Genomic DNA, 13,151 nt, shown 5'->3' with positions numbered 1-13,151 from the left:
ATACTATGTTTATATAAATAATGCAAACGTTTGCACTAATGATGCATGGAGCATTTCAGTTCAGATCAGTATGTATAATTACTATATTCATGGAATGAAAGTGTTTACATTCATCTCCTTTGCTATCTTTTTATAAGGAAAATGAATAGGTTTATTTACGAAAACGTTTGCATCAAAATTGGGATGCTAAAGAAATTTGAGGAGGGAAAACAGCATGAAGAACATGTTTTCATTTGATTTCTGGCAAAAGCTTGGAAAAGCATTGTTAGTCGTTGTTGCGGTTATGCCTGCTGCTGGAATCATGATTTCATTAGGGAAAGTAATCGGCATGACAATGAACGATTTTTCATTTTTGCTAGTGATTGGCCGAGTAATGGAAGATATCGGGTGGGCAATTATTAATAACTTGCATATTTTATTTGCGGTAGCCATTGGTGGCTCATGGGCTAAGGAAAAAGCTGGCGGAGCCTTTGCAGCATTACTAGCGTTTATTTTGATAAACCGAATTACTGGTGTGGTATTTGGAGTAACTAGTGATATGTTCACTGAACCCAGAGCAACAGTAAATTCTTTATTTGGAAGTGAATTAATCATTGATAATTATTTTACTTCTATATTAGGTGCACCCGCGCTTAATATGGGAGTATTTATTGGGATTATTTCTGGATTTGTAGGTGCAACGATTTATAACAAATATTATAATTTCAACCGCTTACCACAAGCTCTCTCATTCTTTAATGGAAAACGCTTTGTACCCTTTGTCGTTATTCTTTGGTCTGTAATTATTGCACTCATTATGTCTGTTTTATGGCCATTTATTCAGGGGGTAATTAATGAATTTGGTATCTGGTTGGCGAATTCAAAGGATTCAGCACCATTTCTAGCACCTTTCGCTTTTGGAATGCTGGAGCGTTTGCTTTTACCGTTTGGATTACATCATATGTTGACAGTACCGATTAATTATACAGAGCTAGGTGGAACCTACACGATTATGACAGGTGCATCTGTAGGAGAAGTAGTTGCAGGTCAGGATCCACTTTGGCTTGCTTGGGTTTCAGATTTAGTAAACCTGCAAGCAGCTGGAGATATGCAAGCATACAACAGTTTATTACAAGAAGTGACACCGGCAAGGTTTAAGATGGGGCAAATGATTTTATCAAGTGCCGTTTTAATTGGTGCTGCACTTGCAATGTATCGTAATGTGGATAAAGATAAGCTAACAAAATATAAATCAATGTTTTTCTCTGCAGGACTAGCTGTATTTATTACTGGTGTAACGGAGCCGATTGAATTCATGTTTATGTTCGCAGCACCTTTATTGTATTTTGTATATGCGGTAATTGCTGGTTTAAGCTTTGCGATGGTTGATTTAATTGATTTGAGACTACACTCGTTTGGACTAGTTGAATTAGCCACACGACTACCGATGGCAATAAACGCTGGTCTTGTTGGAGATATCATTAACTTTGTCATTACCTGTATCGTTTTCTTTGTAATTAGCTATTTCTTATTTAACTTTATTATTCAGAAGATGAATCTTCCCACTCCTGGACGTGCTGGAAATTACTCAGATGATGATACGACTGTTGAAAAAGATAAGGAAAAACAAAATTCTTCTATTCATAAATCAGCTGAAGATAACGAAATTGCAGAAATTATTCGGTTGCTTGGTGGTCAGGAAAATATTCTCGAAGTTGATGCATGTATGACTAGATTACGTGTATCGGTTAAGGATGTAGCTGATGTAGCGTCAGAAACGGATTGGAAAAAGACTGGAGCTATGGGGCTAGTGAAAAAAGATTCAGGCGTTCAAGCAATATATGGTCCAAAAGCCGACGTTCTAAAGTCAAAAGTACAGGATTATTTGGAGGATAACCAATGAAGCTATTGACACTTAACTGTCATTCTTGGCAGGAGGCGGATCAATGGAAAAAGCTGGACATACTTGCCGCTGTAATTCATGAGCAATCCTATGATGTAGTCGCTTTACAGGAAGTAAGTCAATCGATCACTGCAGAAATGGTTAAAGGTAAGTTAAAAGCTAATAATTTCGGGTTTTTGCTTGTGCAAAAGCTGAAGGAATTAGGATCGATGTATGACTATGAATGGGATATTTCACATATTGGTTATGAGTGTTTCGAGGAAGGGGTAGCTTTGTTAACAAAGCACCCTGTTCTCCAGCGTGAATCATTCTTTGTCAGTTGCAGTCAAGATACATCTTATTGGAAAACACGTAAAGTAGTTGGAATGACGGTTAATTATAAAGGTATATCAACTGCATTTTACGCTTGTCATTTAGGCTGGTGGCAGGATGAAGAGGAGCCTTTTCGTTCCCAAATGGATCGGTTAGTTGCACGAATTAATCATGAAAGACCACATTTTTTAATGGGTGACTTTAATAATCCGGCGGGGATTGCTGGTGAAGGGTATGATTATGTTCAGGACTTTGGCTATTTTGATACGTATCAACTAGCTAAACATAAGGATTCTGGTGTAACGGTTCTAGGTGAGATTGCAGGCTGGGAAAATCATTCAGATAAGAAGCGAATTGATTTTATTTTTTCCTCTAAAAAGGTAGAAATTCTTACGTCGAGAGTTATTTTGAATGGTATTAATAAACCAGTGGTATCCGATCATTTTGCAATCGAAGTCAATGTAGCTGACTGGTAGACTACATTATATGTTAACAATTGAACAATGAAGGAGTATACAATGATGAAAAAAGTATGGTGGAAAGAAGCGGTTGCCTATCAAGTATATCCTCGTAGCTTTATGGATGCTGATGGGGATGGAATTGGAGACATTCAAGGTGTTATTTCCAAATTAGATTATTTAGAGGGATTGGGTATTGATGTGATTTGGCTTAGTCCTGTCTATCAATCACCAAATGATGACAATGGTTATGATATTAGTGACTATCAAGCGATTATGTCTGAATTCGGTACAATGAATGACTTTGACCAGTTATTAGAAGAAGTTCATCAGCGGGGAATGAAATTGATTATGGATCTAGTAATCAATCATACATCTGATGAACATCCGTGGTTTATAGAATCTAGGTCTTCAAAAAATAATCCCTATCGTGATTATTATATTTGGCAAGAAGGTAAAAATGGAACCGAGCCAAATAACTGGGAATCTATATTTGGTGGTTCTGCTTGGGAGTATGATGACAGAACAGAAAGTTATTATTTGCATGTCTTTTCTCGGAAACAGCCAGATCTGAATTGGGAAAATCCAGCAGTACGCCAATCGTTGTATAGCATGGTTAATTGGTGGCTTGATAAAGGTATTGATGGTTTTCGTGTTGATGCGATATCCCATATCAAAAAAGTACCTGGTTTCCCAGATATGCCAAATCCAGATAACAGAAAATATGTTCCGTCATTTGCAGGTCATATGAATCGAGAAGGAATTCATGTATTTTTACAAGAATTAAAAAATGAAACCTTTGATCAATATGACATTATGACTGTTGGAGAAGCGAATGGCGTCACGATGGAGGACGCTGCACTTTGGGTTGGCGAAGAGAAGGGTAAATTTAATATGGTCTTCCAATTTGAACACTTGGATCTTTGGGGGAAAAGTATTACTGGTGGATTAGACATCCATGCCTTAAAAGAAACATTAACTAAATGGCAAAAGGGGCTTGAGGGAGTCGGCTGGAATGCATTATTCCTCGAAAACCATGATCAGACTCGTTCCGTTTCGAGTTGGGGGAATGATGATGAATATTGGAAGGTTTCGGCAAAGGGATTAGCTACGCTATATTTTCTTATGCAGGGTACACCATTTATTTATCAGGGACAGGAAATAGGGATGACAAATGTTCAATTTCCAGCGATTGAAGATTATAACGATGTGGCTATGAAAAATCTGTATGCTGAAGAAATTGAAAAAGGCACAAGTCATCAAGAAATCATGGAGATCATTTGGGAAAAAGGAAGAGATAATTCGAGAACGCCTATGCAGTGGAATGGCAAGGAAAATGCTGGTTTTACAACAGGACAACCTTGGATGAAGGTCAATCCGAATTATAGAAGAATCAATGTTTCCGATCAACTGGCTGATCCAACATCCATTTACCATTATTACAAACAATTGATACACATTAGGAAGCAATATTCTGCATTTATTTATGGAAGTTACAACCTGGTCTTAGCAGATCATGATCAGGTGTATGGCTATACCAGAACGGATGGAGATCAGCAAATGTTAATTCTTGTGAATTTATTTGAAGAAGAAGCTGATGTCAACGTGACAGAAACTCTGATAGTTTCATCAGCAAAGTTGTTAATCAGCAATTACGATGTAGAGAACGAAGAGCAACTGAAGAATATGGTTTTAAAACCATATGAAGCAAGAGTTTATCGCCTATATAATTGGCAGTAATATCTCCACTTCAAGCAATAAAGTGAAAATAATATGAATAAGTGAGTGATCGACTGCCACTGCCAGTAAATGTCCGAATGGTTCAAAGGGATTTAGGTCATATCTTTGTGGTACTAACATCAGTGGAGGAACAAAAATCCCCCATTTTACTTTATACGTCTTTCAGTAAGTAACATCACCCTCTAAACCATTCAGCAAACGATTCATCAACTCGGTGATCAAGGAGACTTTGACGTTTCTTCTCAGGAAGGAGACTTGCCTCCATCTATACAATAGGTTGTGGCCAGTCTCCTCTTCCTTTTCCTATTAAATAAAATATGCTACTACTAAGTACAAAGCTGCTGCAATACCTACGCCTATGGATACAATTTTTAATTTATACTGTGCATATTCGACAAGAGGAACTTCTAGAATAGATGCCGTTGTAATGGTAGTGTCGCCTAGCGGAGAGGTCATTGCTCCAAATGAACCGCTTGCAAATACGGCACCAACTGTCATCGGTAATGAAGCTCCTGTTGAAGTTGCCAGAGCAATCCCCAGTGGCATAAATATTCCCCATGTTCCAAAGGATGAACCTAGGAAATAGCTGACAGCTGAACCTACTAAAAAAACAATAGCTGGAATAGTAAATGCAGGAAGAAAACTGCCAATTGTCGCCTCGATAAATTTGGAAAACCCAAGGTCTTCTGCAACAAAAGATAAGGACCATACTAGTACCAGAAGAATAATTGCCTCCATGAGTTGGTTTCCACCATCATAAAAGTGGTAAATGGTTTCACTTAGTTTTTGGTCCCTTAACATATAGAAAATAAACGTGATGATGAGTGTAATAAATACGGCAAGTAAGATAACAAAGGTAGCATCCGCTTTTGCAAAGGCATTAAATATTCCGGTAGCTCCTTTTTCTACGCCGTTTTGCCATAATAAAAATAAGGTTAGACCAAGCAATAAAAACAAAGGAACAATTAAATTCCAAGGCTGCGCTTTCACCATGGATAGCTCTTTTTTAATTCCTATGCGGTGATGTTCATCTGTCTGTTGCATGTTTTGATCTTTGTTGGTTTGCTTTTTGCTGGGCTTGGACCAGAATGTCCTAATTAGTCCAATGATCAGCATTACAATTGCAAAAAAGTTAAATGGAATACTGTACAAAAATACTTGATAGGCATCTGCTTCCAGATTATGTTTTTGAATTCCCCCTTCAATAAGGGAAACCATGAAACCGACGAAAGCAGTGGCAGCTGGTAATAATACGATAACGGAACTGGTGGATACATCCATCGTGAACCCTACTTTCCAGTGAGACATGTTCACCTTTTTAAGTAAGGATTTTACCACGGGTCCAATCATCATTATTCGAAACATCGGCATCATAAATGTAAAAGGTAGGGTCAACCAGATGACAACTAGAAGTCCTCGTTCGGATTGAATTTTGTCACCAACCCACTCAGAAAATCCTTTAACTCCTCCAGAAATTTGCATCATACCAATCAATCCGCCAAATAAATATAAAAAGGCGATAATATTAATATTCCCTGGATCTGCCAATGTCGTTATGAGATAGTTTACGGCTTCTTTTGTTCCGTTTAATACGCTGAATTCTAACAGAAAAGCACCTACAAGGAGTCCCAGCACTAGTCCAGGAAGAAGTCTTTTTTGCCATATAGCTAAAGCAATAACAATAGTAAAGGGAATGAGGGAGAACCAGGTGTGATCCATCGTACAGCCTCCTCTAAATGGATGGTTTGATATCTAGTATAAGGTTGAAAAAATGAATAAAAGCTATAATTACCATTTGTAAAAAGTCGATTTTTCATACGTAGCTTTTGCAGAAAGACATAATCACTACATGCTTCCTCATAATAGGTGAATCTGTTGATTATTAGATGTCAATAAAGCTATTAGAAAGGGTGAAATGGACAGCAGTTATTAAATAGTGTGAGGAATCTTTTGCTATTTTTTAATAGAATTGCTATGATAGTTTTAATTATTTAAATAATTGAGTTAATTTCATAATATAGAGCCCTTGGGGCTCAAGACTTTAAAGACATAAAAATTAGAGCACCTCCCCAAATCCTGTATAATGTTAGTTACCACACAAACATAAACAGAGAGGTGAGATGCCCCCTATGTCTATTATACGACAACAAAGCTTGTTTGACATACACGAATTATATGAGATGGAACCTACCCATCATTTTGAAGCTGTTTTTTCAACAATCAATTTGGATCCTATCTTGAATTTATTTGATAAACCTAATAAAGTTGGTGCCCCAAGAGAACTGAATTACGGTGCCATGATCTACTCATTAATCGCTCGTGTGGTGGAGCGAATTGTAACAATCAAAGACCTGATTAGGCGTTTAAAACGTGATCCTATTTTTCGATATGACTGTGGATTTCTTCACTCTGACCAAATTCCATCTGAAGCTTCTTATTCAAGAATGGTTACTATCATCAGTGAATCAGATGAGATGGAACATATCCATGATGAGCTTATTTTTCTTGCCATCGATGAAGGGCATATCGGCGAAGAAAACATCGCTATTGACGCTACTCATTTCGAGGCAAGAGATCGCGCTCATACATCCGATAAGAAAGAAAGGACAACACCGAAAAAGCGCGGACGCAAACCAAAAGCTGAGCGTGAACAATGGCTCAAAGAAAAACAGGCCGAGGAAGAAGCGCGTCCGATTTATGAAAAAGAAATTGTTCATCAGCTTTCTGAATCAGTGGAAGTGTTGTTGAATGAAGCCCCCATCGAACCAAAATGGGGAGTCAAGAAAAACAGTGATGGAAAAAACATCTTCTGGTTTGGCTACAAAGGTCACTTAGCCGTTAGCACAAAAAGCCAGTACATTCTTGCGGGGATGATGACGTCCGGTAGCCTCAATGATGGAAAGGCAGCCATCCCTTTATTAAAGAAAATTGATCGCGATCTTCCGTCTTTATTTACTGCTGGCCTTTTCGATGCCGGTTACGATTATGAACCAATCTATCAACAATTAATCGATCAGGATCTACAAGCTGTCATTCCATATAACCGACGTAACGAAGGAGAGACGGTTGGTTATGACGAGTACTTCGCACCGACTTGTGTCCTAGAGCATTCCTATCGCTACGACAGCTTCGATCCAAAATACAAGACATTGAAATATACACGTCCGAAGGAATGTGCAACGTGCCCATTACAACACGACTCACTTTGTCAAAAGACTTTTAAAATCAAACAATCTACAGATATCCGAAAGTACACCAATCCCGCAAGGGGATCGAAAAAATGGGATGAACTGTACAAAGAACGTACCGCTGTCGAACGTGTTAATGCCTATTTGAAAGAATTCTTTGGACTGAATAATGTCCGTCACCGAACCGGGAAAAAATCAAGTCTTCACTTCCATTTGGTGACGCTTGTTTATAATGCCTCAAGATTAGCCGCGGATCGGATTAGACTAGAAATGAAACATAAGACGCTAAAAGCTGCATAAATAAAATTGATTCCTTTATTAAAAAAACTTGAAAATCATCAAGGAACAACTCTATGCATTTTTAAAAACAGCAATTATGAAATTGATTCAATTACATAATATTCTTATCTAGAGAGGTCGAGGGACTAGCCTGAAGACACCTCAGCAACCTGTTTTATAAATAAGGTGCTACTTCTAGCAAGTTTTATAAACTTGAAAGATGAGAAGGTGACGATGTATGTATACAAAAGGGGCTGGGACATAACTAGCCTGGAGAAGTAAAAAAGAGATTCCAGTTATCAAAAATAGATAGCTGGAATCTTTTTCATTATCATAAATACATGAATTTTGTGTTATGGCGGTGTACTTTCTTAAGTTCACCGCCATAAAGGCAAATCCTAATTCATTTTCCACTTTCGAATTGCCTCTCACCGATATTCGAGTGAAACGCAAATTGGCCTTCAAAAATCCGAAGACAGGTTCTACATCTATTTTTCGTTTACCATAGATTTTTCCTGTTTCTTCTTTTGAAAGCTGCTCTCTTATATATGCTTTTTGCTGTTCCCATTGAGCATTGTAATAAATCTTTCGATTCCCTTTTGCTTTGGTACATTGGTCGCGTAATGGGCATCTAGAACAATGTTCACATTCATAAACATGAAAGGTTCGTTTGAACCCGGCCTTATCCTTTCTGTTTGATAGGTAATGAAAGGATACTTTCTTTCCATTTGGACAAGTGAAAAAGTCTCCGTCTGAATCGTAGTCCCAGTTGGATACATGGAAAGGATTTGTTTTATATTTCTTTTTCTTTTCCATCCGATAGGAATTATAAGTAATCAGTGGTGTTCTTTTTCTATGAAGTACATTACTGTAATTTTGTTCACTACCGTAACCTGCGTCGGCGACAATATGCTCGGGCAATTGAAAGTACCTATCTTCAATACTATCGAGAAAAGGAATAAACGTGCGAGTATCCGTAGGATTTGGAAATACATCGTAGGCTAATGTGTATTGACCTTCGGTCGCAATTTGTACATTATAACCTGCTTTAAGTTGACCATTTTTCATATAGTCATCTTTCATTCGCATAAAAGTGGCATCATGATCTGTCTTAGAATAACTATTGCGATCGCCTAAGATTGCCATATCTTTTTGATATTTGTGTTTACGAGCTTCAAAATCTTGGAATTGTTTACGGTATTGCTTGGGTTCTTTTCGTTCGGAACGAAGTTGTTTGCGTTCTTTTGCTTCTTTGCTTTCTTCGATTGCATTATCATATTTTTCTACTTTTTCATCTAGCTTTTTAACCACTTCACTGAGTTCTTCCTTTGAAAGTTCATCGGAACTTTCCCTTTCTATTTCAGGGATAATTTCTTTTTCCAGTAATTCCTCATACATTTGATTCGACTTCTCTATTAAATCGGTGCTGTATTTTTCAATGGATTTTTTCCATACAAAGGTAAACTTATTGGCATTTGCCTCTATTTTCGTACCATCAATAAAAATAGCCTCTTCTTCAATCGCCTTCTCTTCAACAAGTTGACAACGAAATAAGACAAAACACTGACGTAATAATTCTTTTACTTCGGAATGAACACGAAAACGATTAATGGTACGATAACTTGGTTCATAGCCTTGTGCTAACCACATCATACGTACACTGTCTTTGACTAATCCCTCTATTTTTCTGCCAGAAAAAACAGACTGTGTATAGGCACATAAGATAATCTTCATCATCATGCGTGGATGGTATGCAGGACAACCTGTTTCACGCAAAAATCCCACAAATGATTCCTCTCGGATATGTTCTACAATATGGTTAACCGCATAGGCGATATCATTTTCTTGTAATTTCATTTCAAAATCTAAAGGCAAAACGACTTGATTCATGGTATAATGTTTAAACATCAAGGATACCTCTTTTCTAAGTTTTTGTGTAGTTACTTTAACTTTATCAGAAGGTATCCTTTTTGCGTATATAAATATTGAAAAAAGTAAAAAAAGTGATACGCCCTAAATTGGCGTACCACTTTTTTCAGTTACTGGGTTTTGTCTCAGCCCCTTTTTAACGAGGCTGAGGCAAAACACACTTATTTACTCAAAATACGAATAATCATGTTATCAATAGGAGTATCATTCCAGCATCGTGAAATATACTCGCTTTCCGCGGGAACGGTCTCAGCTAACTTGGTAAGGAAAACGCTTTTTCTAGTGGATCTTCGGACTCGTGGTGTTACGGCCGGAGTCTCGCTTATTTCAGGTGCTAAATGAATGATTCTGATCAATACGAACGATAATTAATTTTCAACCAATCATTGTTCGTTTTTAATTGTTTCTTCATTCTTTTGTCTCAGCCTTTTTATAACTATAAAGGAGTGGATACATTGACAACAGCAGTAGAACGAATAGCACCTTTCAAAGGAGATCATGTAGGTAGCTTTCTAAGAACAGATCGTATCAAGCACGCGAGATCTCAATATGCTAAAGGAGAAATTAGTGAAAAACAACGAAGAGCAATTGAAGATGCAGAAATTATTAAGCTAGTAGAGAAACAAAAGGCAGCTGGGCTAATGGCTATAACCGATGGAGAACTTCGGCGTTCTTGGTGGCATTTCGACTTTTTAGAGAATTTAAATGGTGTTGAGGGATTTGAGCCAAATAATGGCTTGAAATTTGCTGGAATTGAGACAAAAAAGCATTCCATTCATGTTACTGGAAAGGTGGAGTTTAATAAAGAGCATCCATTTCTCGCAGATTTTAAGTTTCTGAATGAAGTGGTAGGGAACCGTCATGTTGCCAAACAGACGATCCCAAGTCCGAACATGTTACTCGTTCGTGCTGGATTTGATACAGATATTTATCAAACAATCGAAGACCTTGTTCCAGATGTGATTATGGCTTATCAACAAGCAATTCAGGCATTTTATGATGCAGGTTGTCGTTACCTTCAGTTAGATGACACATCATGGGCATCCTTTCTATCAGAAGAAGGGATTTCCTCACTGCAAGCAAAGGGCATGAATCCAGAAAAACTAAGGGATATTTGCAAACGTGTGATTAATGAATCGATTGCTGAAAGGCCTAAAGATTTACTTATCACCATGCATATTTGTCGAGGCAATTATCGTTCCCATTATTTCAGTACAGGTTCTTATGATGCTGTTTCTGAAACCATTTTCGCTGGGTTGAATGTGGACGGGCTTTTCCTTGAATTTGATGACGAGCGATCTGGAGGTTTCGAGCCTTTATCCTATGTGAACAGAGATGATCTTTGTGTAGTCTTAGGATTAGTTACTTCTAAGTTCCCAGAGCTGGAAGATAAAGATGTTATTAAGAAACGTATTGCTGAAGCTGCTAACTACCTTCCGTATGAACAGCTCTGTCTTAGTCCGCAATGCGGTTTCGCTTCTACAGAAGAAGGTAATCTGATAACAGAAGAAGAGCAATGGAATAAGGTTAGACATGTAGTAGATATCGCTAAGGATGTGTGGAAGTAAGAAAGCATATTAGTAGCCGCTTATATTAAACCATTTTGAATGAATGAAGATAAAGTAACTCCGAATTACCTTTCGAGCATATCAGTATATTCGGAATGTAGTTGGGTGCTTTATCATTCATTTTTTAAATGGTGATGTTACCTAACGAAAGGAAGGGTGCTTTGACCCGTTAATATTAGCAAAGTAAACAGAACTAGCTAAAAAAACAGCACACTCTGCTTGTATGTGATTAAATCTATAGGCAGTGATTATCTGTATGTTCGGATTGACGATAGTTTCGTTCTATTCTATCATTAAAGAAGTTTATAGAACGTGTGACCACTAGCGGAAGGAGAGAATTGCAATAAATCTTAATAATATAGGTAAGAAAATTAAGCAAATGCGCTTGCGTATGAAAAAAACACAACAGCAGGTAGCGGAAGCATGTGGAATCTCCAAAAGCCTTTTATCTAAAATTGAAAATGGACAGACAGCTTCAGCAATTGCCACTTTATCCAAAATTAGTGAAGAATTAGAAGTACCACTAACCTGGATTTTGGATGATCATGATGATCGAGATCTTGTTTTACTCCCTCATACAGAACGGCAATTTAAAGTAGGTGATGAGAATATGGGTTACTCCTATGAATTGCTGGCAAATCGTTCGCGGTTTACAGGAATTGAACCTACTATTGTTCATGTAACTCCTCGGGATATGAATGTCCGCGAAGAGACCTATACGCACTCCCAAGATGAGTTTATTTATATTTTAGAGGGAGCTATCCATTTACTTTATGAAGATGAGAAGCATTACATGGAAAAAGGAGATAGTGCTTTTTTTAAAGGAAATAAGTCACATTTATTTATTCCCGTTAATAATGAACCAGCGAGGGTACTAACAGTGTTTATCGATAATCATTTGTAATCAGACAAGGAGCTGTCCCAAAAGACAGCCTCCTCTTGAGCAACTGATTTGGCTGACCGACTCCTGTGGATGAATCCAATTATTTTAGGCTTTACACGGCAGCCACCCCAACAGGAGTATTCAAAGGTCTAGATTGCTGTATCAACATGTACTTTATGGAATATCTATTCTCTGGAAGAAATACATAGGAACTTTATTGGTTTGTCCGTATAATTATACCAATTATGTGGTGTTGAAGAATCTAAGAATATACAATCATATGGTTGTAAAATGGCTTCCTCATAATCAACTTCAATGGTAAGCGTGCCTTCTAACACATATAGAAACTCCTGTCCTTTGTGTGAAAAATTATTGCCTCGATTATCTCCTGGGTTAAGAATGATAAGATTCGGAACAAAAAGTGGGTTCTCCATTCCTCCGGTTAAATCCTTATAAATAAATCGATTTTCAGTTAAGTTTGCCATATCAACAATATTTCTTGTGATTGCTGATCGTGAGTTATCCATAGATGATGAGAAGAAATAACTTGGATTCACTCCAAGTGCTTCAGAAATTCGTTTTAAAGATAGAAGGGTAGCAGAAGTTTTGGAATGCTCCAATTGTGATAAAAAACTAATGGAAAGTCCGGTTTTTTCAGAAACTTGTTTTAGTGTTAACTTTTTTTGTTTTCGTAGGTTCTTCACTTTACTTCCAAGGTTTTGTGTGTGGTTCATGGTTTATTTCTCCCCTTATCCCAATTGATAACTTGTAGATATAAAAGATCAGCTTAGACTTTGTGAATATTTTGATAGTCCTTTTTGCCTAGTTTTATAGAATTGTATGAGAAAACAGTTGACGAAAAAGCAAAAAATATCTTATAATTTATTTAAACATAATTTAAGTAATACTTAA

The 13,151-nt window shown here is 37.3% G+C and carries 10 protein-coding genes and 1 riboswitch; of the genes, 6 read left to right on the top strand and 4 right to left on the bottom strand.

Annotated features, from left to right (window positions below):
• The first annotated feature begins 214 nt into the window (after window positions 1–214).
• From D9782_RS00335 to D9782_RS00325, 3 genes are read left to right on the top strand one after another with little or no spacing between them, the layout of a single operon-like run.
• The gene (locus D9782_RS00335; RefSeq protein ID WP_121603751.1) at window positions 215–1,882 is read left to right on the top strand and encodes a PTS transporter subunit IIBC; all 1,668 of its coding nucleotides are present in this window, start codon (window positions 215–217) and stop codon (window positions 1,880–1,882) included.
• Entirely contained in the window at window positions 1,879–2,670 is a 792-nt protein-coding gene (locus D9782_RS00330; RefSeq protein ID WP_121603750.1) for an endonuclease/exonuclease/phosphatase family protein, read from the top strand. The genes D9782_RS00335 and D9782_RS00330 overlap by 4 nt, the downstream gene beginning before the upstream one ends.
• A 45-nt stretch (window positions 2,671–2,715) precedes the next feature.
• Complete coding sequence (locus D9782_RS00325) at window positions 2,716–4,392, top strand: glycoside hydrolase family 13 protein (protein WP_034678361.1); 1,677 nt, start codon at window positions 2,716–2,718, stop codon at window positions 4,390–4,392.
• Here D9782_RS00325 and D9782_RS22625 read toward each other — a convergent pair.
• Both D9782_RS22625 and D9782_RS00320 read right to left on the bottom strand, forming a co-directional pair.
• The gene (locus D9782_RS22625; protein ID WP_162986294.1) at window positions 4,375–4,512 is read right to left on the bottom strand and encodes a hypothetical protein; all 138 of its coding nucleotides are present in this window, start codon (window positions 4,510–4,512) and stop codon (window positions 4,375–4,377) included. The genes D9782_RS00325 and D9782_RS22625 overlap by 18 nt on opposite strands.
• Window positions 4,513–4,698: 186 nt before the next feature.
• A complete protein-coding gene (locus D9782_RS00320; RefSeq protein ID WP_026679807.1) occupies window positions 4,699–6,111 on the bottom strand; it encodes a Na+/H+ antiporter NhaC family protein in 1,413 nt (470 codons plus the stop codon).
• A 410-nt stretch (window positions 6,112–6,521) separates the two neighbouring features.
• Here D9782_RS00320 and D9782_RS00315 point away from each other — a divergent pair, with 410 nt between their 5' ends.
• Window positions 6,522–7,880 carry a transposase gene (locus tag D9782_RS00315; RefSeq protein WP_121603749.1) on the top strand — a complete coding sequence of 453 codons (1,359 nt, stop codon included), beginning with the start codon at window positions 6,522–6,524 and terminating at the stop codon, window positions 7,878–7,880.
• Between the two features lie 101 nt (window positions 7,881–7,981).
• Window positions 7,982–8,086: riboswitch (SAM riboswitch) on the top strand.
• Here the strand turns inward: D9782_RS00315 and D9782_RS00310 are convergent.
• Window positions 8,055–9,767: an IS1182 family transposase gene (locus tag D9782_RS00310; protein ID WP_162986293.1), complete on the bottom strand. Its 1,713-nt coding sequence runs from the start codon at window positions 9,765–9,767 to the stop codon at window positions 8,055–8,057. It overlaps the preceding riboswitch by 32 nt.
• A 476-nt stretch (window positions 9,768–10,243) precedes the next feature.
• On the opposite strand from D9782_RS00310, the gene D9782_RS00305 reads away from it, so the two are divergent.
• Both D9782_RS00305 and D9782_RS00300 read left to right on the top strand, forming a co-directional pair.
• Complete coding sequence (locus tag D9782_RS00305) at window positions 10,244–11,356, top strand: 5-methyltetrahydropteroyltriglutamate--homocysteine S-methyltransferase (RefSeq protein ID WP_026679809.1); 1,113 nt, start codon at window positions 10,244–10,246, stop codon at window positions 11,354–11,356.
• A gap of 391 nt (window positions 11,357–11,747) precedes the next feature.
• The gene (locus D9782_RS00300) at window positions 11,748–12,260 is read left to right on the top strand and encodes a helix-turn-helix domain-containing protein (protein ID WP_240455776.1); all 513 of its coding nucleotides are present in this window, start codon (window positions 11,748–11,750) and stop codon (window positions 12,258–12,260) included.
• Between the two features lie 164 nt (window positions 12,261–12,424).
• On the opposite strand, the gene D9782_RS00295 is transcribed toward D9782_RS00300, so the two are convergent.
• Window positions 12,425–12,973 carry a helix-turn-helix domain-containing protein gene (locus D9782_RS00295; RefSeq protein ID WP_026679811.1) on the bottom strand — a complete coding sequence of 183 codons (549 nt, stop codon included), beginning with the start codon at window positions 12,971–12,973 and terminating at the stop codon, window positions 12,425–12,427.
• Window positions 12,974–13,151 lie beyond the last annotated feature (178 nt).

It is taken from the genome of Virgibacillus sp. Bac332 (assembly GCF_003667785.1).
In the GTDB taxonomy this organism is placed as follows: Bacteria; Bacillota; Bacilli; order Bacillales; family Amphibacillaceae; genus Virgibacillus; species Virgibacillus salarius.
This window is presented reverse-complemented; position numbering and strand designations above follow the sequence as displayed.

Excerpts from the sequence above, each read along its gene's own strand:
- D9782_RS00335 (WP_121603751.1), top strand. The coding sequence starts at position 215 with ATGAAGAACATGTTTTCATTTGATTTCTGGCAAAAGCTTGGAAAAGCA.
- D9782_RS00330 (WP_121603750.1), top strand. The coding sequence starts at position 1,879 with ATGAAGCTATTGACACTTAACTGTCATTCTTGGCAGGAGGCGGATCAA.
- D9782_RS00325 (WP_034678361.1), top strand. The coding sequence starts at position 2,716 with ATGAAAAAAGTATGGTGGAAAGAAGCGGTTGCCTATCAAGTATATCCT.
- D9782_RS22625 (WP_162986294.1), bottom strand. The coding sequence starts at position 4,512 with ATGTTAGTACCACAAAGATATGACCTAAATCCCTTTGAACCATTCGGA.
- D9782_RS00320 (WP_026679807.1), bottom strand. The coding sequence starts at position 6,111 with ATGGATCACACCTGGTTCTCCCTCATTCCCTTTACTATTGTTATTGCT.
- D9782_RS00315 (WP_121603749.1), top strand. The coding sequence starts at position 6,522 with ATGTCTATTATACGACAACAAAGCTTGTTTGACATACACGAATTATAT.
- D9782_RS00310 (WP_162986293.1), bottom strand. The coding sequence starts at position 9,767 with ATGTTTAAACATTATACCATGAATCAAGTCGTTTTGCCTTTAGATTTT.
- D9782_RS00300 (WP_240455776.1), top strand. The coding sequence starts at position 11,748 with ATGAAAAAAACACAACAGCAGGTAGCGGAAGCATGTGGAATCTCCAAA.
- D9782_RS00295 (WP_026679811.1), bottom strand. The coding sequence starts at position 12,973 with ATGAACCACACACAAAACCTTGGAAGTAAAGTGAAGAACCTACGAAAA.